Origin of the sequence: Rosenbergiella epipactidis, assembly GCF_018494055.1 — a bacterium.
GTDB lineage: Bacteria > Pseudomonadota > Gammaproteobacteria > Enterobacterales > Enterobacteriaceae > Rosenbergiella > Rosenbergiella epipactidis.
On the sequence record NZ_JABBFQ010000001.1, the window covers coordinates 202,293 to 226,743 of the forward strand.

General features: G+C 47.7%; 25 protein-coding genes and 1 other annotated feature. Of the genes, 22 read left to right on the plus strand and 3 right to left on the minus strand.

Annotation, left to right across the window (positions count from 1 at the left end):
- Nucleotides 1-33 precede the first annotated feature (33 nt).
- From HGT71_RS01010 to HGT71_RS01070, 13 genes are all read left to right on the plus strand, one after another.
- On the plus strand, nt 34-510 hold the full coding sequence (locus HGT71_RS01010; RefSeq protein WP_214216147.1) for a lysis protein: 477 nt from the start codon (nt 34-36) through the stop codon (nt 508-510).
- The gene (locus tag HGT71_RS01015; RefSeq protein WP_214216148.1) at nt 507-743 is read left to right on the plus strand and encodes a hypothetical protein; all 237 of its coding nucleotides are present in this window, start codon (nt 507-509) and stop codon (nt 741-743) included. Before HGT71_RS01010 ends, HGT71_RS01015 begins: the two co-directional genes overlap by 4 nt.
- A 62-nt stretch (nt 744-805) precedes the next feature.
- Nucleotides 806-1,063 carry a hypothetical protein gene (locus HGT71_RS01020; RefSeq protein WP_214216149.1) on the plus strand — a complete coding sequence of 86 codons (258 nt, stop codon included), beginning with the start codon at nt 806-808 and terminating at the stop codon, nt 1,061-1,063.
- 81 nt (nt 1,064-1,144) lie between these two features.
- Entirely contained in the window at nt 1,145-1,933 is a 789-nt protein-coding gene (locus HGT71_RS01025; RefSeq protein WP_214216150.1) for a S1 family peptidase, read from the plus strand.
- Nucleotides 1,934-2,025: 92 nt separating this feature from the next.
- Entirely contained in the window at nt 2,026-2,454 is a 429-nt protein-coding gene (locus HGT71_RS01030; protein ID WP_214216151.1) for a head fiber protein, read from the plus strand.
- A 196-nt stretch (nt 2,455-2,650) separates the two neighbouring features.
- Complete coding sequence (locus tag HGT71_RS01035; protein ID WP_099822223.1) at nt 2,651-3,100, plus strand: terminase small subunit-like protein; 450 nt, start codon at nt 2,651-2,653, stop codon at nt 3,098-3,100.
- Nucleotides 3,069-4,517, plus strand: coding sequence for a phage terminase large subunit family protein (locus tag HGT71_RS01040; RefSeq protein ID WP_214216152.1), 1,449 nt, complete (start codon nt 3,069-3,071; stop codon nt 4,515-4,517). The genes HGT71_RS01035 and HGT71_RS01040 overlap by 32 nt, the downstream gene beginning before the upstream one ends.
- Complete coding sequence (locus tag HGT71_RS01045) at nt 4,517-6,685, plus strand: portal protein (RefSeq protein WP_214216153.1); 2,169 nt, start codon at nt 4,517-4,519, stop codon at nt 6,683-6,685. Before HGT71_RS01040 ends, HGT71_RS01045 begins: the two co-directional genes overlap by 1 nt.
- A 25-nt stretch (nt 6,686-6,710) precedes the next feature.
- On the plus strand, nt 6,711-7,622 hold the full coding sequence (locus HGT71_RS01050) for a scaffolding protein (RefSeq protein ID WP_214216154.1): 912 nt from the start codon (nt 6,711-6,713) through the stop codon (nt 7,620-7,622).
- Complete coding sequence (locus HGT71_RS01055) at nt 7,622-8,911, plus strand: P22 phage major capsid protein family protein (protein ID WP_214216155.1); 1,290 nt, start codon at nt 7,622-7,624, stop codon at nt 8,909-8,911. Before HGT71_RS01050 ends, HGT71_RS01055 begins: the two co-directional genes overlap by 1 nt.
- An 87-nt stretch (nt 8,912-8,998) precedes the next feature.
- Nucleotides 8,999-9,142 carry a hypothetical protein gene (locus HGT71_RS01060; protein ID WP_241594926.1) on the plus strand — a complete coding sequence of 48 codons (144 nt, stop codon included), beginning with the start codon at nt 8,999-9,001 and terminating at the stop codon, nt 9,140-9,142.
- Nucleotides 9,120-9,638, plus strand: a complete 519-nt coding sequence (locus HGT71_RS01065) for a packaged DNA stabilization gp4 family protein (RefSeq protein ID WP_214216157.1) — start codon at nt 9,120-9,122, stop codon at nt 9,636-9,638. The genes HGT71_RS01060 and HGT71_RS01065 overlap by 23 nt, the downstream gene beginning before the upstream one ends.
- Complete coding sequence (locus HGT71_RS01070; RefSeq protein ID WP_214216158.1) at nt 9,586-11,013, plus strand: packaged DNA stabilization protein; 1,428 nt, start codon at nt 9,586-9,588, stop codon at nt 11,011-11,013. The genes HGT71_RS01065 and HGT71_RS01070 overlap by 53 nt, the downstream gene beginning before the upstream one ends.
- A 345-nt stretch (nt 11,014-11,358) precedes the next feature.
- On the opposite strand, the gene HGT71_RS01075 is transcribed toward HGT71_RS01070, so the two are convergent.
- Complete coding sequence (locus HGT71_RS01075) at nt 11,359-12,375, minus strand: acyltransferase family protein (protein WP_214216159.1); 1,017 nt, start codon at nt 12,373-12,375, stop codon at nt 11,359-11,361.
- A 379-nt stretch (nt 12,376-12,754) separates the two neighbouring features.
- Here HGT71_RS01075 and thrS point away from each other — a divergent pair, with 379 nt between their 5' ends.
- From thrS to HGT71_RS01120, 9 genes are all read left to right on the plus strand, one after another.
- Nucleotides 12,755-14,683: a threonine--tRNA ligase gene (gene thrS, locus HGT71_RS01080; RefSeq protein ID WP_214216160.1), complete on the plus strand. Its 1,929-nt coding sequence runs from the start codon at nt 12,755-12,757 to the stop codon at nt 14,681-14,683.
- 3 nt (nt 14,684-14,686) lie between these two features.
- Nucleotides 14,687-15,229, plus strand: coding sequence for a translation initiation factor IF-3 (gene infC / locus HGT71_RS01085; protein ID WP_099825336.1), 543 nt, complete (start codon nt 14,687-14,689; stop codon nt 15,227-15,229).
- A 90-nt stretch (nt 15,230-15,319) separates the two neighbouring features.
- Nucleotides 15,320-15,517: a 50S ribosomal protein L35 gene (gene rpmI / locus HGT71_RS01090; RefSeq protein WP_004157374.1), complete on the plus strand. Its 198-nt coding sequence runs from the start codon at nt 15,320-15,322 to the stop codon at nt 15,515-15,517.
- 41 nt (nt 15,518-15,558) lie between these two features.
- Complete coding sequence (gene rplT, locus HGT71_RS01095; protein WP_048912072.1) at nt 15,559-15,915, plus strand: 50S ribosomal protein L20; 357 nt, start codon at nt 15,559-15,561, stop codon at nt 15,913-15,915.
- Between the two features lie 53 nt (nt 15,916-15,968).
- Nucleotides 15,969-16,097: a sequence feature (Phe leader region), on the plus strand.
- A gap of 70 nt (nt 16,098-16,167) precedes the next feature.
- Nucleotides 16,168-17,151, plus strand: coding sequence for a phenylalanine--tRNA ligase subunit alpha (pheS, locus tag HGT71_RS01100; protein ID WP_062812169.1), 984 nt, complete (start codon nt 16,168-16,170; stop codon nt 17,149-17,151).
- Between the two features lie 14 nt (nt 17,152-17,165).
- The gene (gene pheT / locus HGT71_RS01105; RefSeq protein ID WP_214216161.1) at nt 17,166-19,553 is read left to right on the plus strand and encodes a phenylalanine--tRNA ligase subunit beta; all 2,388 of its coding nucleotides are present in this window, start codon (nt 17,166-17,168) and stop codon (nt 19,551-19,553) included.
- Between the two features lie 4 nt (nt 19,554-19,557).
- Complete coding sequence (ihfA, locus tag HGT71_RS01110; RefSeq protein ID WP_048912075.1) at nt 19,558-19,857, plus strand: integration host factor subunit alpha; 300 nt, start codon at nt 19,558-19,560, stop codon at nt 19,855-19,857.
- Between the two features lie 121 nt (nt 19,858-19,978).
- Entirely contained in the window at nt 19,979-20,437 is a 459-nt protein-coding gene (locus HGT71_RS01115; RefSeq protein ID WP_214216502.1) for a C40 family peptidase, read from the plus strand.
- 22 nt (nt 20,438-20,459) lie between these two features.
- A complete protein-coding gene (locus tag HGT71_RS01120; RefSeq protein WP_214216162.1) occupies nt 20,460-21,896 on the plus strand; it encodes a protein adenylyltransferase SelO in 1,437 nt (478 codons plus the stop codon).
- Nucleotides 21,897-21,908: 12 nt separating this feature from the next.
- Here HGT71_RS01120 and HGT71_RS01125 read toward each other — a convergent pair whose 3' ends face one another.
- Both HGT71_RS01125 and ydiK read right to left on the minus strand, forming a co-directional pair.
- A complete protein-coding gene (locus HGT71_RS01125; protein ID WP_214216163.1) occupies nt 21,909-22,952 on the minus strand; it encodes a 3-deoxy-7-phosphoheptulonate synthase in 1,044 nt (347 codons plus the stop codon).
- Between the two features lie 230 nt (nt 22,953-23,182).
- Nucleotides 23,183-24,334, minus strand: a complete 1,152-nt coding sequence (gene ydiK / locus HGT71_RS01130; protein WP_214216164.1) for an AI-2E family transporter YdiK — start codon at nt 24,332-24,334, stop codon at nt 23,183-23,185.
- Between the last annotated feature and the right edge of the window lie 117 nt (nt 24,335-24,451).

Consider the following 24,451-nt stretch of genomic DNA (forward strand, 5'->3'; position numbering starts at 1 on the left):
GGTAGAGCGTGAAATCTGCTTGTGGGGTGAATAATGGAATGGATAATTGCTAACTGGCGTTTAGTTCTGATAACCATTCTTTTCGGTGGAATCATTGCTCTGGTAAGCGAAGTCAATCATTACCGTAACACTGCTATAGAGTGGAAGGGCAAATCAGCCCGGGCATCAGCAGTCGCCGACACCAGGTTAAAGACAATCAACCAGATGCAAATTCAGCAAAAGGCTGTTTCGGCAATCGACCAAGCGTATCAACTCAAACTCAAGGCGAAAGACGATGAAATCAGTTCTCTTAGCGACAGGGTTAAGTCTGGTTCTGTCCGGTTGCGTGTCAAAGCAAGCTGTCCCAGCGGAATGTCCCAAACCAACACCGCCTCCGGCAGCACTAATGCAGCCAGCGCCGAACTCTCAGCAGACGCTCGACAAGATTATTACACCCTCAGAAGCCAATTAGCTCAAGCCACAGCCCAGATTAATGGCTTGCAGGCTTACATCAGGGAAATAACCAAATGAAAATCATCCAGTGGCTAATCAGCCTATTCACCAAAGAGAGTAAATCCATGACCGAGCCAGTAACTACCGAACAGCCAGCAGTAGCGCCAGAAACAGTTAAAACCGACGTCGAGCAAGTGAAAACCGATGTCGAGTTATTCGAAGCCAAACTGAAAGAGCTAGTCACCGCTGCCGGCAGTCAATCCCATGCAGTATTCGACGACCTGTGTAAGCTTGCCAAGCAACTTATTTAGTAGCCAGAACAGAGGTCATTAACGTGGCCTCGATTGTGGTTACTCGATTTAAGGGGTTATATATGAGAGCTTCAACGGTAGACAAGAAAGTGATTGTACTAGATGAATTAGCACATAGTTCACAGCCGTTCCCTTGGCCAACATTCAGCAATAATCAGGTGCTTGATCATGAATTTCTATCTTCCTCAGATAAAGATATAGAAGGAATAAAGAAGTTAATTGAATTAGCTGGTCCTATTTTAAAATCCTACAATTTTGCAGAAATAGTTTTATCAGTAACTACTCGAAATGGATATAAATTTAATTCTGAAATCAAATAATGCAGTGGTTATTTAAAAATATATAGATATTCATCATTCGTTTTGATAAATGATTAAGCTCCTAATTGAAGGGGTTTAAAAATGTCATATAGTGAAAAAATATCTAAGCTTACAGTCAGGATAGAATGCCAAGAAGAGAATGGAATTTCTGTTGGGACGGGGTTTTGGTTCGGATTTAGGTTGGATGAGCAAAATATTTTGCCAGTTCTTGTTACTAACAAGCATGTGGTAGATTCGGCCATATCAGTCAGTCTAAAGGTTAGCTGTAAAATAGGTAATGAAGAGAATCAGATGGGGGAAATCGATGCAAAAAGGGAGCATTTCATATTCCACCCAGATAATGATATAGACTTATGTGTTCTTCCCGTGGCTAATATATTAGCCGAGTTGAGAAATAACGATATCATTGTTGAGCCATACTTTTTCACTGACCAACTATTTTTGAAGGACAAAAGCATAACTCCTATTGAAGATGTGTTCATGACTGGTTACCCAAATGGGCTGTGGGATAATGTTAACAACCGACCTATAACTAGAAAAGGCATTACTGCTTCATCGCCAAAAGAGAACTGGCAAGGCAGACCTGTTTTCATGATAGACATGGCTTGCTTCGGAGGTTCAAGTGGTTCTCCAGTATATATTTTGAATGAAGGTTCATTTATGCACGAAGGCCATTTAGTTACAGGAGAAAGGCTAATCTTCTTGGGTATTCTATATGCAGGACCAACATTGAATGCACAAGGCAACTTGGAAATTGTTGACATACCGACCTCTACTAAAATGATCGTCAACACAGAGCTTATGATGAACATTGGCATTGTCATTCACGCATCTAAGCTGAATGACTTTAAGCCTCTACTACAAAATTAATACTCAACCGCCTCCGGGCGGTTTTTTTATGTCTGCATCACAGAGCATCCTATCGGGTGCTGTTTAATGCAATCACCCTACAGGACAATATCATGACCAATCCAAACTACATCCCCCAATGGCCGTTGTACAAAGACGCTGACGGCGTTTACATCCGTGCGCTACCCATCAAAGCGATTGATTACGCTAACGACGGTTCTGCTCAAGTAGAGTTCGACGGGGCTTATAACGAGCAATACGTCTCCGTAGCATTCATAGGAACGTTCAAGCCACAAGTCGGCGGCTACCTGTTTAATAGCCAGTACGGTGAAATCCTTTATCTGAGCAAATCAGACTTTGAGGCTAAGTACACCAAATACACATCAGAGGGCGGCTACACACTGCCAGCGGCAACTACTTCAACTCTCGGCGGCGTAAAGCAGGGCGCAGCAGTAGCAGACGCAGCAGGTGACACGCCAACCAAGGCAGAGTTTGCAGCGTTACTCGCATCACTCCGCGCATCAGGTGCTATCGCATCGTAATTTATAAAGCTCTGCAAAGGTCATCTTATTGGTGGCCTTAACAGAGTTTTATATAGGTATTTATCAGCGTTGATACCGAGATTTCCGAGTAAGTATCAACACAACATAGAGGAATGTTCTGTATGGCTATTCAAGGCTCAACCAACCCACAAAAATTCCGTGAAGAATGGGATGCAGTAACAGAGGAAAAATAATCATGGCAGCAGAAAGTAAACGTGGTCGCCCATCTGATTATTTACCAGAGGTCGCGGATGATATTTGCTCTCTGCTAATGACTGGTGAAAGTTTAAGGTCGATTTGTAAGCGCACAGGTATGCCATCACTGAGCACTGTGACCTTATGGCTGACTAAGCATGAGGAATTTTCGGTGCAATACGCACGCGCACGCGAGATTCAGGCCGAGGTTCTTGCAGAAGATGCCATGAATATTGCAGACGCGGCAGTCGAAGAGGGCGCAGCAGTTGCCAAAGCTCGATTACAGGTCGACGCTCGTAAGTGGTATGCCGGGAAGGTTGCCCCGAAGAAATACGGTGACCGCGTTCAGCATGACCAAAACATCACTATCACCGACTTAACCGACGACGAGATAGACCGACGCCTCAAGGAGCTAACCAATGGACAGCCTCAATCGGGAACAGAAGATTGAATTAATCCGACTCCTTGAAGAGAAGAAGCGTAGGGCGCATGTCTACCGCTACAAGAATTACTACTCAACACGTTATCCGTGGCAGAAAAACTTCATCGGTAAGAGTAAGCATTTTTCACCGGTCGCATTGATCGCAGCTAACCGTGTTGGCAAGACCGACACCGCGACTTACACAGACGCTATTCACGCCATGGGTGATTACCCCGATGATTGGGATGGCTACCAGTTCGACCATGCACCGCTTATCTGGTGCCTAGGTTACTCGGGCGAGAAGTGCCGTGACCTATTACAGAATCCTATCCTCGGCCGTAAAACTGATAACGGTTGGGAAGGTGGGTTAATACCTGGTGAATTGATTGCTGACACCGAGCCGATGTCTGGTACGCCAAACGCTGTTCGTACCGCCTATGTTCGCCATAAATCAGGCAAGCTAGCAAAGATTCAATTTTGGTCATACTCACAGGGGCAGCACGCTCTGATGGGTGATAGCGTCGATTGGTTCCATATCGATGAGGAGCCGAAAGACCCATCAATCTATCCGCAGGTTTTAACGCGTACTGCTACTGGTGATAAAGGTCGTGGTGGTAGAGGAATACTGACGTTTACGCCTGAGAATGGCCGCACTGAGTTGGTTATCGGCTTCATGGATAATCCATCCAGTGGTCAAACGTGCATGAATGTTGGCTGGGATGATGCGCCGCACCTGAGTGAGCGAGTGAAGGAGGAATTGCTTGCCTCGTTCCCGCCTCATCAACGTGACATGAGGACGAAAGGCATACCGATGCTTGGTCATGGTCGTATCTATGACTTTGGCGAGGAGCTAATAACATGTGATCCGTTTGCAGTTCCCGATCACTGGATGATTATCGACGGCATGGACTTTGGTTGGGACCACCCTCAAGCTCACGTCCAATTAGTTATCGACCCTGATAACGATGCTTTCTACCTCACCCGAGCATGGAAGGCCAGCCAGACATCACCCGCCGAAGCGTGGGGCGCTGTTCGCTCATGGGCTAACAAAGTACCTACCGCATGGCCTCAAGATGGATTACAGACTGAGAAAGGCTCAGGCCTGCAACAAAAGCAGTATTACCACGATGCCGGATTCCAAATGCTCAACGATGCCGCGCAATGGCCTGATGGTTCGCGTTCGGTAGAGGCTGGATTATTCGAACTATACGACTTAATGCGGCACGGTAAATTCAAAGTTTTCCGTGGGCTGCGTGACTGGTTCGAAGAGTTCAACTTCTACCACCGTGACGATAAAGGCCGATTAGTTAAGGTTCGCGATGACTTGCTCGATGCGACACGTTACGCCTATATGATGCGCCGTTATGCCAAGCGCTACGGTGACATTGGCAAAGTAAAGAAACCAAAAGCACCGGCACCAATTAGACCAATACCGAGAGGGCGATAATGGCCGACACAAATGACAGACTGGAAGCCATTCTCGGTAAGTTCGACCGGGACTGGACGGCCAGCGAGGAAGCCAGAACCGAGGCGAAAAACGATTTATTCTTTAGTCGGGTGAGTCAGTGGGATGATTGGCTGACTCAATACACCACGCTGCAATACCGTGGACAGTTCGATATTGTCCGGCCAGTGGTGCGTAAACTGGTCGCTGAGATGCGCCAGAACCCGATTGATGTGCTATTCCGACCAAAGGATAACGCTGACCCGAATTCAGCAGAAATCCTGATGGGAATGTACCGCACCGACATGCGACATAACACCGCGAAGACTTCGGTCAACGTGGCAGTGAAAGAGCAAATTGAGTGTGGTATCGGCGCAAGGCGTATCGTCACCGAGTACGAAGACGAAGACCCGACCAGTAACAACCAGATTATCCGTCGTCTGCCTATCCACGAAGCATGCTCTCACGTTATCTGGGATGCCAATGCCAAGCAGCAAGATAAGTCTGACGCTAAGCATGTGACGGTTATCAGCGCGTTGTCGCAGGATGGCTGGGAATCATTCGCCGAAGAGTACGGACTCGATCCAGACGATAAGCCTAGCTTTCAATCGCCGAATGATTGGGTATTCCCTTGGCTGACCAGTAACTCGCTGTACATCGCAGAGTATTACGAAGTTGAAGAGAAGAAAGAGGTCGCTTACATCTACGAGGACCCGCTAACCGGCGAGCCTGTTAGCTACTTCAAGCGAGATATTCAGAGCGTTATCGACATGCTTGCCGACCGTGGCATGAAGAAGATTGGTGAGAAGAAAATTAAACGCCGCAGGGTGTATAAGACGATCCTAACATCTTCCGCAGTATTGAAAGACCGCACATTGATTGCCGGTGAACATCTGCCGATTGTGCCAGTTTTCGGTGAGTGGGGCTTTGTCGAGGACAAAGAAATCTATGAGGGTATCGTCCGGTTGACGAAAGACGGCCAGCGACTGCGTAACATGATTATGAGCTTTAATGCTGACATCGTGGCGCGAAACCCTCGCAAGAAGCCTGTGTTTTACCCTGAGCAAATCGAAGGCTACGAGTATATGTACTCGGGCGATGCGGATTACCCGTATTACCTGATGAATCGCACCGACGAGAGCAATCAGGATTTAAACCCCGGCCCGATGGCTTATCTCGATGACCCTGAGATCCCCCCGGCTAACCAATATGCTCTACAGGCTGCCAGTGATGCCGTTCAACAGGTTGCTGACCTAGGTGTCGATAACCAAGCAGCCAATGGTCAAGTTGCGTTTGATACCGTCAACCAGTTAAACATGCGCTCAGACCTGCAAACTTTCGTGTTTCAGGACAACTTAGCTACTGCGATGCGCCGTGACGGTGAGATTTACGCCTCGATGGTTGCAGATATCTACGATATTCCGCGCACGGTCACCATGACGCTACCGGATGGCGAAGAGAAAGCAGTGCAGACGATGATGAGCGTTGTCGATGTGGCGTCTGGTCAGTCAGTCGTGCTCAACGATATTAGCGGTCGGTTCGAGTGCTACACCGATGTTGGCCCTTCGTTCCAGTCGATGAAAGAACAGCACCGCGCCGAGTTGAAAGAGTTGTTAGGCCAGATTGACCCGTCACAGCAAGTCTGGAATGTGTTGTTGCTGCAATACCTGACGTTGCTTGATGGTAAAGGCATTGAGATTACCCGTGATTACGCTAACAAGCAGCTAATCGTACAGGGACTCAAGCAGCCAGAGACAGCAGAAGAACAGCAGTGGTTACAGGAAGCTCAGCAGGAGCAGCAAGGGCAGCCAGATGCGGCGACAATTCAGGCTCAAGGCGTGTTACTGCAAGGCCAAGCAGACATGCAGAAAGCTCAGAACCAACAGACCGACCTGCAAATCAAAGCCTACACCGCACAGCAACAGGCACAACTCACCCAAGCGCAAGCCGTTCAAGCATTAGCTAACGCTAAATCACTCAACGATAAGTCACTACAGAGCGCACTCAGCACACTGTCTGACTGGTATCAGAAACAGAACACAGCGGCACATAACGAGGCTGACCAAATGCTACGGGCTAACCAACAGCAACATGGTCAAGCACTCGATATTGCCGGACTCCTGCAACAGCAGAGACAGAATCAACAACCTTCCGTCAATCCTGACGAGTAACTTTATCCCTTCCATGAGGTGAATCATGAGTAATACCGACAACATTCAGGCAACTGAAGAACAAACCCTGTCCGGCAATCAGCAAGCGGCACTTGATGATAGTCAGCTAACCGATAATGCCAACGGTGGCGAAGGGCAAGATGAGGGCTTCGAGATTGTCCTGTCTGACGGCGAGACTGAACAGAAACAAGACCCGGCAACTAACGCGAAGTTTGCACAGGCGCGTATCGAACGTAAACGCCAGCGTGAACTAGAGCAGCAACTTGAAGCTGTTCGTCGCGGCGAGGTACCGGAGACACTGCGTGTAAATCCTGACTTGCCACCTCAGCCTGACATTAATCAGTATCTCTCTGATGATGGTCTGGAGAAGTACGGTTACGACCAAACGCGAGCACTTGCAGCCTTTAGCCAAGCCAATAACGAGTGGCTGATTAAAGCGCAGGATGCCCGTAGCAACGCCGTAGCCGAACAAGGCCGTAAGACTCAGGAGTACACACAGCATTCAACGCAGACGGTCGAGTCAGTGCGTAAACACTACGATGCCGCTGAGAAGCTCAACCTCCCGGACTATCAGGAGAAGGAAGATTACTTTCGGTCGCAGGTTCCAGAAGGTGTGGACACCACGATTATGAGTCTGTTCCCAGAGAAATCAGCGGCAATCATGTATCACCTAGGCGCAAACCCAGAGAAATTACGTCACATCAACTCGCTCAATGGTCAGCAAGCCTTGATTGAGTTGGCCCGACTTGACGCACAACTCACGATTAAACCTCGCGGTAAACAAGTATCGAAAGCACCCCCGGCTGATGAAGCGATCGCCGGTGATGTGACTGCGGCCAATAGAGAGTCCATTCAAAAGCAGATGGACAAGGCTTCTAGCAGTGGCGATGTCGAGCTGTACCGCAAACTCAAATTAAAACTTAAAGGAATTCGCTAATGGCATTGAATGAAGGCCAAATGGTCACCCTCGCAATCGACGAGGTAATCGAAACCGTCACTAACCTGACACCAATGGCGCAACGCGCTAATAAATATACTCCGCCTGCAGGAGCCATGCAACGCGGCAGCAATACTATCTGGATGCCAGTAGAGCAGGAGGCTCCTACTCAGGAAGGGTGGGATTTGACTGGGAAAGCTACGGGAATCGAGGAGCTAAGCGTCGCGGTGAACTTAGGTGACCCAGACAACGATTTTTTCTCCCTTCGCGCTGACGATTTACGAGATGAAACAAGCTACCGACGCCGTATTCAGGCATCTGCCAAGAAGTTAGCTAGCAATCTTGAAGTTAAGATCGCCACCATGGCCGCAGAAATGGGTTCTCTTGTGGTTACCAGTGATGGTGAAATCTCTCAGGATAATCGTGCTTGGCCTTTCCTGGCTGAAGCTGAAGAAATTATGTTTGACCGCGAGTTAAACCGTGATTCAGGACTGTCATACTTCTTCAACCCGAAGGACTACACCAAGGCCGGTTATAACCTAGCTGGTAAAGACAACTTTGGTCGACTGACCGAAGATGCTTACAAGACTGGCAGCATCCAAAACCAAGTTGCTGGCTTTGATGAGGTAATGCGCTCACCGAAACTCACTGTGTTGCCTAAATCAACAGCAACGGGGCTGACAGTTTCTGGCGCACAATCATTCAAGCCTCAGGCTTGGACTCTGGATAACGAAGGTAATAAATCCAACGTTGATAATCGTTTTGCTAGCTTGACATTGTCTAGCACCTCAGGCTTGAAACGTGGCGATAAAATTAGCTTTGCGGGCGTCAAGTTCCTCGGTCAGATGGCTAAAAACGTCCTGACGCATGACGCGACGTTCTCAGTAGTCCGAGTGGTTGATGGTACTCACATTGAGATCACGCCGAAGCCCGTAGCACTGAATGACACCACGTTGTCACCGGAGCAACGCGCTTACGCAAACGTGAATACCACTCTTGCTGATAAAACAGCAATCAACATCCTGAACACTCAGGATGCACGGACAAATGTCTTCTGGGCAGACGACTCGATCCGTATCGTGTCTCAGCCAATTCCAGCAAGTCACGAAATGTTTGCAGGTATGAAGACTCGTTCGTTTGACATCCCTGACGTGGGTATCAGCGGTATCTTCGCAACGCAAGGCGACATCTCAACGCTTTCCGGCCTATGCCGTATCGCAGTGTGGTATGGCGTCAACGCAACCCGTCCGGAAGCAATCGGCGTGGGCCTGGCTGGGCAAACTGCTTAATCAATGGGGCTTCGGCCCCTTTACTTTGAGGTCGATATGGACACAGCAGTATATAAACCAGATGGCCCGTGCAAGGTATGGGGCGTTATGGCTCACGTCAAGGTTGTTGACCATTCCGAGGTTGGTAAGCACGTTAAAGAAGGCTGGCTCGACCACCCATCAAAGTTGCTCGAACAACCTAAGCGGCGCAAAGCTAAGGTGGTGACCGATGCTGACTCAAACGAAGGGTGATATTGTCCGTGTGGCGCTGCGCAAGCTAGGTATCGCCTCTGACGCTACGCTAACCGATGTTGAGCCTCAATCGATGGAGGACGGCGTTAATGACCTCGAGATGATGATGGGCGAATGGTATCAGGATGGGCGAGGGATTATCACTGGCTACACGTTTGCTAATGATGAAGACCCGCCGGCAGAAGGTGACGACCACTCTATGCAGTCTAGATCGATTAGCGCAGTAGTACACAATCTCGCACTGCGTATTGCTCCTGACTATCAAGTCACTCCTACCGATAAAATCATCACGACCGCTCGTTACGGCAAGGAGCGATTGATGAAATCGACAGCTATCCTTCGTGCCGCTCAAACCGGTTACTCATACCCAAGTCGCATGCCTATCGGTAGCGGTAACAAGTGGGCGAGGGTTAATAGCTGGAACTTCTATCCGGGGAAACACAATGCCAATACAACAGTTACCCCTGATGAAGGGGATAGCAAAGAGTCAGGTTAACGCTGACTATATCGATGCCATGCCAGTGAACATGCTGGCGGTACCGAAAGAGGTGCTTGATAGTTCGGGTTACCTCCGCTCATTCCCCGGCATTGATAAGCGCGATGATGTGGCTGGCCTGTCGCGGGGCGTGCAGTTCAATACTCACGAATCAGTAGTGTATCGGGTTCTGGGTAATAAGCTGTATCGAGGTCAGTCACAGGCAGGTGATGTATCAGGCTCTAGCCGTGTAGGCATGGCTCACTCAGCAACGAGTCAGGCAGTTTCTGCAAATGGCGTGTTAACACTTTATCGCTACGACGGTACGGTGAAGACGCTGCAGAACTGGCCTGATACCGTCGGCGATGTTACCTATACGCAATACGAAATCGGGTCTGTGCGTGATGTATGTCGGCTGCGTGGCCGTTATATCTGGGTTAAGGATGGGTCGCAGGACTTCGGCGTAACTGATATTGATAACGAATCTCACCCTGACCAATTTCGCCCATTCTACACAGCAGAGAGCCAGCCAGATGGCATCCTAGGTTGTGACTCATGGCGTGACTTCGCGGTGATGTTCGGTACGTCAACGATTGAGTATTTCTCCCTGACAGGGGCCACTGATACGAGTGCGGCAATTTACGTTGCTCAACCGTCCCTGATGGTACAGAAGGGGATCGCTGGAACGTTCGCCAAGTGTCGCTATGCAGACTCACACGCTTTCGTCAGTAATCCAGCCAATGGTTCGCCGTCTGTGTATGTGATTAGCCAAGGCTCAGCCACGCAAATCTCCTCGGTCAGTGTCGATAAGGTACTTAGAAGTTACAGTGCCACTGATTTGGATCAGGTGTACATGAAGTCATTACGATTCGATGGGCATGAGCTAATCATCATCCACCTACCGAATGATGTACTTTGCTATGACGCCTCAGCAAGCCAGAATGGGCCACAATGGTCAATCCTGAAAACTGGACTCTATGACTCACCTTATCGTGCAATCGACTTCATGTATGAGGATAACCAGATTACCTGTGGCGACAAGACTCAATCTGTGACCGGGTATCTTAATGACGCTCACTCAACGCAGTACGACGCAGAGCAAGAACACCTGCTCTACACGCCACTTTTCAAAGCTGACAACAATCTGATATTCGACTTTGAGCTTGAGGCGTCGACAGGTATTAGTCAGAAAGCCCGGCGATTATTCCTGTCTGCTACGACTGACGGTATCAACTTCGGTCGAGAACAGATGATTAGCCAGAATAGTCCGTTTGAGTACGATAGGCGCGTACTGTGGCGGCGCATAGGTCGAATCAGGAAGAATGTCGGTTTTAAGGTGCGAGTCATAACCATGTCACCCATTACGCTATCAGGTTGCCAAGTGAGGGCCGAATAATGGCAGATAAAACCCTCAATACCCTAGTAACTATAGTTGCTTTTGAACCGCAACTAAATTCATAAGGATATGAAATTGATATAATAAACTTTGAATAAAATCATATAGTAAAAAGTGCTCGGCAAGATATTTCAGTGCTCGTAGATTCAGGTAAAAGCCACGAGTGGATATATAAGCTCACATTTACCGCGACGCCAATTGCTTCTTTATTAATTTTTAATCCGAAATCCACTCTTGTTGGTAATGTTTGGGGGGGGGTATTGGCGATGAATCACTAATTATACACAATGGCACTGGTAGTGCTCAGTAAATACATTTTATTGCTGAGTACTACCAGTTGCAGTCTTAATTTTTTTTACCTGATGTGTATATTTTATTTTTACAGTATTTATATAATGGGGAGCCAATTTTCCTGTTGTATAGGTATGAGACAGTCATTGTCGTTAATAAAATTAATGTAGAGTAAGTATAGAAGTTGAAATGTCTTGGGATGATGTCAGAGACGATTATTGATTCATGGAAAAGGTATAAAGGGAAACTAATAAACCCAAGAAATAAGATGAATCTACAGCAAAGTATTCTTTTTATAATGAAATTTCTTCTCGTAAGGTCAATTAGTAGAAGTGGGCAAAACGCCATAAGGCAAATGTATGATTCAAATCCTGATGATCCATAATATATTGCAAGAATGCATATTGCTATGGAAATAACAGATAATAACTCGAAGTATTTACTTTCTGCTATTTTTATAACTGATTTTTTAGATTTTATTGTGTAGGCAACATTTCCAATCAACATGCATATTGATGCCATTAGAAAATTATGAGGTAAATTCTCAGGGAAAAAATTAAATGTTAAGACCATTATGATTGGGACTGATATTAATTTTTCTTTTATTCCTAATTTCATTAAAATGAAAGGAACAAGCAAGGAGCACCAAAATTCAAGACTTATGCTCCATGATGGCTCATTCAGCAAAATAAAGTTATTTGGTGTTATCCCATGCATAAATAAAATATTTTTAATGATAACATTGATATTGAAAACATCATCACTAGAGTAATAAAGCCCATTTTTCTTGTTAAATGCGTAAATGATGAGCATTGATATTGTTGTGATGAAGTGCAAAGGGAAAAGCCTAGAAAACCTGACAAAGAAGTATTTTATCCCCTCATTTTCTTTATGCGATGCAGATAAAACAAAACCGCTAAGCATGAAAAAGTACATAACGCAGAATCCAGCACCAACCAGAGGTCTATCTGGCAACCATCCATAGTATGTTCCTATTAAATGACTATATAAAACTGCCACAGCCATCAAGCCACGCATTCCATCGAGCGAGTTGAATCTATCATTGCTCATTAAATACTGCCTCTTGTTAAAGAAAATAATTTGATAAGAATTGTATCATTTGTAAAAACACAAGCAAATGACTGTCTAGAGTGACGCTCTTGATGATGCCAGAGTGTTAAGAGTGGTGACATTTATGGTGAAGGAATTGCCGAGAGGTGATGGCGATGAAATCCAGAATTGAACCTCGCCCTTTAAGTCATCCTCCTAAACCTGTAATATTGTAATTTCTGGGGTTAACTCAGATAGATAGATTTGAAAGTGTGTACCAAATGGTGTACCAAATCCGAAAAATCAGCGAACTAATGAAATTAACCAGTTGATTATAAAGAACAAAACATTTTAGCATGTAGCCTGTCGTGTGGGTTACCACTGCAATTAAGGATATAGAATGCCAGTTATTACTCTTCCTGATGGAAGCCAACGTAGTTTTGATCATGCCGTTAGCGTGATGGATATAGCCCAAGACATCGGTCCTGGTCTTGCTAAAGCCTGTATTGCCGGACGTGTGAATGGCGAACTGGTTGATGCCGTTGATCCGATTACTGACGATGCAAGCGTCTCAATTATTACCGCTAAGGATGAAGAGGGGATTGAAATCCTTCGTCACTCTTGTGCGCACTTATTGGGACATGCGATTAAGCAACTGTGGCCAAATACCAAAATGGCGATTGGTCCTGTTATCGAGAATGGGTTTTACTACGATGTCGATCTCGACCACACATTAACTCAGGAAGACCTCGAAAAACTCGAAAAGCGTATGCACGAGTTGGCCGAAAAAAATTATCAAGTCGTCAAGAAGACCGTTAGTTGGCAAGAAGCGCGCGATACCTTTGAAGCGCGTGGCGAACCGTACAAAATGGAAATTCTTGACCAAAACATCAGCCGTGATGATCAACCTGGTCTGTATCATCACGAAGAATATGTTGATATGTGTCGCGGACCGCACGTTCCGAATATGCGTTTCTGCCACCACTTCACGTTACAGAAGCTGGCGGGTGCCTACTGGCGCGGCAATAGCGATAACAAAATGCTGCAACGTATTTACGGTACTGCCTGGGCGGATAAAAAACAGCTTGCGGCGTATTTAAAGCGTTTAGAAGAAGCGGCTAAGCGTGATCACCGTAAAATCGGTAAGCAACTCGATCTTTACCATATGCAAGAAGAAGCGCCAGGTATGGTCTTCTGGCACAACGATGGTTGGACAATCTTCCGCGAGTTAGAGACCTTTGTTCGCAGTAAACTTAAAGAGTACCAATACCAAGAGGTAAAAGGTCCGTTCATGATGGACCGCGTGCTGTGGGAAAAAACCGGGCACTGGGAAAACTATAAAGAAGCAATGTTTACCACCTCTTCTGAGAACCGTGAGTACTGCATTAAGCCAATGAACTGCCCAGGACACGTCCAGATCTTTAATCAAGGATTAAAGTCTTACCGTGATCTGCCACTTCGTATGGCTGAATTCGGAAGCTGTCACCGTAATGAACCATCGGGTGCGTTACATGGTTTGATGCGTGTTCGTGGCTTTACCCAAGATGATGCCCATATCTTCTGTACCGAAGACCAAATTCTCGATGAAGTAAACAGCTGCATCCGTATGGTCTATGATATGTACAGCACCTTTGGCTTTGAAAAGATCGTGGTAAAATTGTCCACGCGTCCTGAAAAGCGTATCGGTAGCGATGAATTATGGGACAAGGCGGAACAGGATCTGGCGCAAGCGCTCAAAAATAATGATATTGAATTTGAATATCAGCCGGGTGAAGGGGCTTTCTATGGCCCGAAAATCGAATTTACTTTATATGATTGTCTGGATCGTGCATGGCAATGTGGTACAGTACAGCTCGACTTTTCTCTGCCTGAGCGTTTAGAAGCCACTTATGTCGGTGAAAATAATGACCGTCAAACGCCAGTAATGATTCACCGTGCTATACTAGGTTCCGTTGAGCGCTTTATTGGGATACTGACCGAAGAGTTTGCCGGTTTCTTCCCAACATGGTTAGCGCCAATGCAAGCCGTGGTGATGAATATCACCGATAGCCAAGCAGAATATGTCAGTGAATTGACCAAAAAATTACAAAATGCGGGTATTAGAGCTAAAGCAGACTTGAGAAACGAGAAGATTGGCTTTAAAATCCGTGAGCACACATTACGTCGCGTACCCTATATGTTAGTCTGCGGTGATAAAGAGGTCGAGGCAGGCAAAGTTGCCGTGCGCACCCGCCGTGGAAAAGACTTAGGTGTTTTCGATGTCGACGTATTGATTGAGAAGCTGCAAAACGAAATTCGCAGCAGAAGTATTCATCAGTTGGAGGAATAAGGTATTAAAGGCGGAAAAAGAGTACAACCTACGCGTCCGAACCGTATTAACAGCGAGATTCGCGCAAATGAAGTACGTCTGACGGGGATCGAAGGCGAGCAGCTCGGTATCGTTAGTCTGCGTGAAGCTTTAGAGAAAGCCGAAGAGTCGGGTGTCGATTTAGTTGAAATTAGCCCGAACGCCGAGCCGCCAGTTTGTCGAATCATGGATTACGGCAAATTCCTCTATGAAAAAAGCAAGTCTTCTAAGGAACAGAAGAAAAAGCAGAAAGTTGTTCAGGTTAAGGAAATTAAATTCCGTCCTGGCACTGATGAAGGCGACTATCAGGTCAAACTACGCAACCTGATTCGTTTTCTCGAAGATGGCGACAAAGCCAAAATCACACTGCGTTTTCGTGGTCGTGAAATGGCACACCAGCAGATTGGTATGGAAGTGCTTAACCGCGTGAAAGAAGATCTGTCTGAACTGGCAGTGGTCGAATCCTTCCCATCGAAGATCGAAGGCCGCCAGATGATAATGGTGCTTGCGCCGAAGAAGAAACAGTAGGCCATCAAGTAATGCTGCGTCAGCTTCGGCTGGCGCTGTATTCGCCTGTTGTTTTATATTATTAACAATGCGAAGTGGATATTTGTAAAAATGCCAAAGATTAAAACTGTACGTGGCGCGGCTAAGCGCTTCAAAAAGACTGCCTCTGGCGGTTTTAAGCGTAAGCACGCGAACCTGCGTCATATTCTGACTAAGAAATCAACTAAGCGTAAACGTCACCTACGTCCGAAAGGCATGGTGTCAAAAGGCGATTTAGGTCTAGTTATTGCCTGCCTGCCGTACGCATAAGTCATTTTTTTAATTTCAGAATATAAAACAGGAGAGCTACTATGGCTCGCGTAAAACGTGGTGTTGTTGCCCGTGCTCGTCACAAAAAAATCTTAAAACAAGCTAAAGGTTATTACGGAGCACGTTCACGTGTTTACCGTGTTGCCTTCCAGGCAGTCATCAAAGCAGGTCAATATGCTTACCGTGACCGCCGTCAGCGCAAACGTCAATTCCGTCAGCTGTGGATCGCGCGTATCAACGCAGCAGCTCGTCAGAATGGCATCTCTTACAGCCGTTTCATCAATGGACTGAAAAAAGCGTCTATTGAAATCGACCGTAAGATTTTGGCTGATATCGCTGTATTCGACAAATCAACCTTTACTGCGTTGGTCGAAAAAGCGAAAGCAGCACTGGCATAAGTCAGTAGAAAAGGGAGCTTGCTCCCTTTTTTATTTTCTACTCTCGAATTGGACTCTACTTATGAATACCGTTTTTTTTCGTTTCTTTTTTTTCTTTAGCCTCTAAACAATTGAGGCTTTTGCGCATGAGATAAGAAACGAAAAAACGCGCGAAAAGCCTCCATTAAGGAGGCTTTGTCGTTTTTAAGACTTGTCGTTATTCATTGTTACATAGCATAACTTCCCAGATAGACTGGATAAAAGAGGAAAGACATGTCCCAACTCGCAGAATTGGTGTCCCAAGCAAAGGGCGCGATTGACGAGGCGACGGATATCGCCACATTAGACACGGTGCGTGTCGAATATTTAGGTAAAAAAGGTCACCTTACTTTACAGATGACCCAATTGCGTGAGTTACCTGCCGAAGAACGCCCAGCGGCGGGCGCAGTGATTAACGAAGCAAAAAGCCAGGTACAAGAACATCTTAATGCGCGTAAAGAGGCGCTAGAGAATGCGGCACTGAATGCGCGTTTAGCCGAAGAGACCATCGATATCAGCCTCCCTGGTCGTCGTATCGAGAATGGCGGCCTACATCCGGTCACGCGGACTATTGATCGCATTCAAGGCTTCTTTAGTGAACTCGGCTTTAGCGTGAAAACAGGCCCAGAGATTGAAGATGCCTACCATAACTTCGATGCCCTGAATATTCCTGCGCATCACCCGGCTCGTGCCGACCATGATACTTTCTGGTTTGATGCAGACCGTCTTCTCAGAACGCAAACTTCAGGTGTACAGATCCGCACCATGAAGGCAGAGCAACCGCCTATCCGTATTATTGCGCCGGGCCGCGTCTATCGAAACGACTACGATCAAACCCACACGCCAATGTTCCACCAAATGGAAGGGCTGATCGTCGATAAAGATATTAGCTTTACCAATCTTAAAGGTACGCTGCACGATTTCCTGCGTAATTTCTTTGAAGAAGATCTTCAGGTCCGTTTCCGTCCATCCTATTTTCCCTTTACCGAACCTTCTGCAGAAGTGGATGTGATGGGTAAAAACGGTAAATGGCTAGAAGTGCTTGGCTGTGGCATGGTGCATCCTAATGTCTTGCGTAGCGTTGGCATCGACCCTGACGTTTACTCTGGTTTTGCCTTCGGTATGGGGATGGAGCGTTTGACTATGTTACGTTACGGCGTTAACGATCTTCGCGCATTCTTCGAAAATGATTTACGTTTCCTCAAACAGTTTAAATAAGGGCAGGTTATCCAATGAAATTCAGTGAACTCTGGTTACGTGAATGGGTAAATCCGGCCCTAACAAGTGATGAGCTCTCCAACCAAATCACCATGGCAGGATTAGAGGTTGATGGGGTTGAAGCCGTTGCAGGTGTATTTAACGGTGTCGTGGTCGGTGAAGTGGTCGAGTGCCATCAGCATCCCAATGCTGACAAATTACGTGTGACCAAAATCAACGTCGGTGGCGAGCGTTTACTCGATATCGTCTGTGGCGCACCAAACTGCCGCCAAGGGTTAAAGGTTGCCGTGGCCACAGTGGGCGCGATTTTACCGGGTGATTTTAAAATCAAGCCGGCTAAGCTACGTGGCGAGCCCTCTGAAGGGATGCTTTGCTCCTTTACCGAGTTAGGTATCGATGTGGAGTCAGAAGGGATTATTGAACTACCCGCTGATGCCCCGATCGGTCAAGATATTCGTCAATACCTCCAGCTTGATGACAACACCATTGAAATCAGTGTCACGCCCAACCGTGCTGATTGCTTAGGGATTATGGGGATTGCTCGCGATGTAGCGGTAGCGAATGGACTGCCCTTCAACGTCCCCGCGGTAGCAGCGGTCACCCCAACTAGCGACCATCAATTCCCCATCGAATTAACGGCAGGGGAAGCGTGTCCACGCTACTTAGGTCGTGTGATCGAGAATATTGATATCAATGCCCCGACGCCACTCTGGATGCAAGAAAAATTGCGTCGTTGTGGTATTCGTTCGATTGACGCGATAGTCGATATCACAAACTACGTCTTACTTGAACGTGGTCAGCCGATGCATGCATTCGACTTAGCGAAGTTAGCTGGCAAGATCGAGGTGCGTCAGGCGAAACAAGGCGAAACCTTGACCTTATTGGATGGTAATAACGTCACACTGACTGACGACGTTCTGGTTATTGCTGATAACGAGAAAGCGCTCGCGATGGCGGGGATTTTCGGTGGAGAAGCGTCCGGTATCTCTGCAACCACTCAGAATGTCTTAATAGAATGCGCCTTTTTCTCTCCATTAGCGATCACGGGGCGCGCTCGCCGTTTCGGTCTGCACACTGATGCTTCACACCGCTATGAACGCGGCGTCGATCCAGCGGGCCAATACGCAGCGATGGAGCGTGCTACCGAGCTATTATTGGCGATCTGTGGAGGACAAGCCGGTCCAGTTATCGAGAAAACCTCTGAGCAACATTTACCTAAGCCCGCTGCAATAACCTTACGCCGCAGTAAATTAGATCGTCTGATTGGTCATGAAATTGCTGACCAAAAAGTTACCGATATTTTGACGCAACTCGGTTGTGACGTCACTGCAGCTGAGCAACAGTGGCAGGTGGTTGCGCCGACTTGGCGATTCGATATGGAGATTGAAGAAGATCTGATCGAAGAAGTCGCTCGTGTCTATGGTTATAACAATATTCCTGACGTGCCAGTTAAAGCAAGCTTGATTATGCCTGCGCACCGTGAAGCGAATCTCGCACTGCAACGCGTCAAAACCCTACTGGTCGATAAAGGCTATCAAGAAGCTATCACTTATAGTTTTGTAGACCCTAAGACACAATCTTTGCTGCATCCACAACAGGAAGCCCTCATTCTTCCTAGCCCAATCTCTGCGGATATGTCGGCAATGCGGTTATCGTTGTGGACTGGCTTATTAGATGCTGTGGTCTATAACCAAAACCGTCAGCAAAGCCGTGTGCGTCTTTTCGAAAGCGGATTACGTTTTGTCCCGGATAGCCAGGCACCTTTAGGCATCCGTCAGGAAATGATGCTATCGGGCGTCATTGCCGGCGCGCGTTGCGACGAGCACTGGTTAATCGAGCGTCAAAATGTAGACTTTTTCGATTTGAAAGGGGACTTGGAAGGGCTACTCGACTTAACTGGTAAAACCGAGCACATCTCCTTCCGCCGCACAGAGCACAGTGCACTGCATCCGGGGCAGAGTGCTGAAATTGTGCTGGCCGGCGAAGTGATCGGCTGGATTGGTGTGGTCCATCCAGAGCTGGAACGTAAACTCGATTTGAACGGCCGTACAGTTGTCTTTGAACTCTTATGGGACAAATTGGCAGAGCGTGAAATCCCGCATGCTAAGCCAGTGTCTAAGTTCCCAGCCAACCGTCGCGATATCGCTGTGGTGGTCTCAGAATCGATTAATGCAGCAGATATTATCGCTGAGTGTAAGAAAGTTGGCGTAAATCAGTTGGTTGGCGTAAACTTATTCGATGTATACCGTGGAAAGGGGGTTGAGCCAGGTTTTAAGAGCCTTGCAATAAGCCTGCACCTACAAGATTCCACGCGTACACTTGAAGAAGAGGATATTGCTGCCACGGTAGCTGACTGTGTTGCAGCGTTAAAAGAGCGATTCCAGGCAACCTTGAGGGATTGAACCGATGGCGCTTACAAAAGCTGAAATGTCAGAATATTTGTTTGAAAAATTGGGTCTAAGCAAACGTGACTCTAAAGAGTTAGTGGAACTTTTCTTCGAAGAGATTCGCAGTGCGCTGGAGAAGGGAGAACAGGTCAAGCTATCGGGATTTGGTAACTTTGATCTTCGGGAAAAAAACCAACGTCCAGGACGAAATCCTAAGACCGGTGAAGACATCCCGATCACTGCTCGCCGAGTCGTGACTTTCCGGCCTGGCCAGAAGCTTAAAAGCCGGGTTGAAACTGCAGTACCTAAGAAAGGTTAATGCAGATACCCTAATAATAAAAGAAGCTGCCTCGGCAGCTTTTTTTATCTCTAGTGCTTGCGTTATCGTTCAGGACAAGGAGTGGTGTAGGCTTATGGTTAAAACGTTTCTTTCTCGTAGTATGCCGTTTTTTGCAATATTGCTAGCGTTCTTAGTGATTGGCTGTAGTAGTCATGCGCCTTCACCCGATGCACGGCTTTCAAACCCCCGCGTGGTCCACCAAGTACTGAGTGACCAATTGGTGAAATGGCGTGGAACGCCTTATCGATACGGCGGCTTAAGCCGCAGTGGTATCGATTGTTCCGGTTTTGTGTATCGCACTTACCGCGAGCGCTTCGGTATTCAGTTACCGAGAACCACCCGCCAACAGAGCGATCTTGGCACACGTATCCGTAAAAAAGACTTACTGCCGGGCGATCTGGTCTTCTTTAAGACAGGTTGGGGCGAAGGCGGATTGCATGTTGGCATTTACGATACCCAGAATCAATTTATTCATGCGTCGACCAGTCGCGGCGTGATGCGCTCGTCGTTAAATAATGTCTACTGGCGAAAGGTTTTTTGGCAAGCGCGTCGTCTATAACGGCTTTCGTCCGAGGTAAAAAATGAAATTTGTACATCAATGGGCCAATCAGCTACCAGAACTTTGCACAGAGGTCATGCCGACGCCACTACAAGAAGGCAGGCTTCTCTATCTTAATCGCGCGCTTGCCGACGATTTAAATCTTCCCGCCACAGAAACACTGCAAAACTCGTCAGTATGGTGGGGCGGTGAACTGCTCACAGGCATGCGCCCGGTCGCTCAAGTTTATAGCGGTCATCAATTCGGGGTTTGGGCCGGGCAGCTGGGCGATGGGCGAGGCTTACTTCTTGGTGAACAACAACTCGCGTCGGGTGTGAAGGTCGATTGGCATCTGAAAGGGGCAGGTAAGACGCCCTATTCTAGGATGGGAGATGGTCGAGCAGTATTACGCTCAACGATCCGTGAATTTCTCGCTTCCGAAGCCATGCATGGTCTTGGGATCCCGACAACCCGTGCACTAAGTATTGCCACGGGGAGTGACCTTGTGCAGCGCGAAGTGGCAGAGCCGGGCGCGATGCTCATCCGCACAGCCGAAAGTCATCTACGATTCGGACACTTCGAACATCTGTTCTACCGTCAACAGACCGACGCATTAACGAAACTGGCGGATTATAGTATCGAGAACTTTTGGCCTGAGCTTCAGGATCAAGCGGACCGTTACTCTCTGTGGTTTGCCGATATTGTGCGACGCACAGCAACGATGATTGGACGATGGCAAAGTGTGGGCTTTGCCCACGGGGTGATGAATACTGACAATATGTCATTGTTAGGACTCTCGTTAGATTACGGCCCGTACGCGTTTATGGATGACTACAATCCTGAATTAATCTCTAATCATAGCGATTATCAGGGACGTTACGCCTTTGAAAACCAACCTACTGTCGGTTTGTGGAACCTTAACCGTCTCGCGCATGCGCTATCTGGGCTGTTACCGATGGACAAGCTTAAGTTGGCGCTGAAGGAATATGAGCCTGCACTGATGGCCACATGGGGAGAACGTATGCGTGCCAAACTCGGTCTCTATGACACTCACTCCCAAGACAACGATTTATTGATTGAGCTTTTTACATTAATGGGCCGCGAGAGAGCAGACTATACTCGAACTTTCCGACTGCTGAGTTATGCAGCGGGGAGAGATAAAGGCGGAGCATTACGCGACGATTTTATCGACAGGGCTGCTTTCGATAGTTGGTTTTTACGTTATCAACAGCGGCTTGAACACGAGCCAATGGATTCGGCAGCGCGACAAGTGCGGATGCTTAATGAAAACCCAGCGATCGTACTGCGTAACTATCTGGCGCAGCAAGCAATCGTTGCTGCAGAAAAAGGGGATACCACAGAGCTTGAAGCGCTTCACTTGGCGCTGCAGAACCCCTTTGCAACCCAGCTTGACGGCAGTGCCTTTGCGAAGCCCCCACCGGAGTGGGGAAAGCAATTAACGATTAGTTGCTCAAGTTAATAGGCTATGAGCCTAAGCTTGGGAGGGGACCGCTGCGAGTGTGGCTAACAGTTGCTCGGTATCTTCCCAGCCTAAACAGGCATCGGTAATGGATTGGCCATAGCGGTCATTACCATTGCCCTGCCAATCTTGACGTCCCTCGACCAAAAAGCTTTCAACCATTACGCCAGCAATACCATGATTCGGATGGCTGAGCTGCTCAGCAATATCATTCGCCACCTCAAGCTGGCGCTTATGCTGTTTTAAACAGTTTCCATGGCTACAATCGATGACCATACGGTCAGAAAGCGATAACGCTGCGAGGGCTTCTTGACAAGCTTTCACATATTGCGCTTGGTAGTTGGGTTCTTTACCGCCGCGAAGAATGACATGGCCATCAGGATTGCCTCGTGTTTGGTAAACCGACATCTGCCCCTGTTTATCCGGAGAGAGAAAGAGATGTGAAACTTGGGCGGCCCGCACAGCATCCATCGCGATCTTACAGTTACCGTCAGTACCGTTTTTAAAGCCGACAGGGCATGACAGCGCCGAAGCCATCTCACGGTGAATTTGGCTCTCTGTTGTACGTGCCCCAATCGCCCCCCAGCTAATCAGGTCAGCGATATATTGGCCGGTCACCATATCGAGGAACTCGGTCGCCGTCGGCACCCCTAGGGCATTAATATCAGAAAGTAACTGCCGGGCGACAACCAATCCATGATTAATATCGTGACTGCCATCGAGGTGGGGATCGTTGATCAGACCTTTCCAGCCAACTATAGTGCGGGGCTTCTCAAAATAGGTGCGCATCACGATTTCGAGACGATCTTGATATTTCTCACGTAAAGGCTTAAGCCTTGTCGCATATTCGACAGCGGCTGCAGGGTCGTGAATTGAACAAGGACCAATAATCACCAGCAATCGTGGGTCATGGCCGTGAAGAATTTGACTGATTGCATGACGAGTAGCGTGGATCAGTTGTTGGCAAGGCTCGGTAATAGGGACTTGTTGATTCAATTGGTGCGCGGTCATTAAGGTTCCGACTGGCACCGTTCTAAGTTCGTCGGTTAACGTCATGGTTTACTCTGTTGTCTGACTCACCGGCAACATGCCGATAATTATCTCTCAACAATAAACGAAAATAGCGGGGAAGAACATCGTGAATTCTGGGCAAAAAAAAGCCCGCCATTGGGCGGGAAAAGACTACACACAGCAATTCAATAATTAAGACAGGTGAAATAAACGCGTCTGAAAAAATAATACCCTGTCAGTACAGGGTAATATGTAAGAATTCTCCCAGAAGCGGATCAGTGCTCTTTAGGGACGCGTATTTGGCGCTGATTCTCCGCGATGTGCCGCGTATCTTCGAACAGTTCTTCTAGCACCTCTTCAGGCGGTGCATCGGGACAAGGGGCTTCATGCATCCAAACATGTACCAGTCGATACGACACGGCTAACACCACTGGCCCAATAAACAGCCCAAGCATACCAAAGGCGATTAGGCCGCCAATGACTCCTGTCAAAATAATCAGCATGGGCAGATCAGCACCGAGGCGGATCAGCATCGGGCGGATCACGCTGTCCATTGAGGCGACGACTACGCTCCAGATAACGAGAACGGTGCCCCACGTTGTATCACCCGTATAGTAAAGCCAGATAATCGCCGGTATCAGTACCAACAGAGGTCCGATTTGGATTAGGCAGCAGAGAATAATCAACACGGTAAGGATGGTCGCATAGGGGATACCCGCTAAGGCTAAGCCAATGCCCGCCACAACGCCTTGCAACAGGGCTGTTACCACTATCCCCAACGCCACCGCTTTTATCGCCTGATTAGCCAGAATCACTACGGCATCGCCTCGGCTCCCTGCCAACCAAAACGCAAAGTGACGGATACCCATGGCCACGCGTTCGCCTCGCCAATACAGTAGGGCACTAAAAAGCAGCATCAGCGCTAAATGTACGAGTAGGCGACCGAAATGACCTGCTTGTGCGACAAAGAAGCCGGTTGTCCGGCCAATGTAAGGTTGAACAGTCGCGAGAAGTTGCGCGCCGCCACCTGCTATCATTTGATGGTAGTAACGTGAGGCTTTGTGGCCAACCATAGGTAAGCTATCAAGCCAAGCTAACTGCGGCATAACCAAGTGTCCCGCACTGAGCCAATGGAGCACTGGCTGTGCATTATCCAATACGCTACTAATCAGTAAGGCGATAGGAATGATGAACACCAAAAGGATAATAAAGGTCATCACAATAACGGCTAGGGTACGCCGGTTCCAGAGCAAGCGCTGGATACGCTGCATCATCCCCCACGTCGCAATGACGACCATTCCCGCCCAGGCAAAACCTAATATAAAGGGCTGCACGACCCAAAAACAGCTCACAATCATTAACAAGAAAAATATTAATGTTAGTAACCGTTGTGGAATACTTCGCTCCGGTGGAAGCGGTCTACTCATGGTAAATGTTCCTTGTATTCATAAAGGCTAGCTTTTTATCTCGCCTATGATGCTTGATTCGCTGCCTGAACAACATCTCTTTTCGATAAATTTGGTAATCCAACAAGGCAGCGCCCT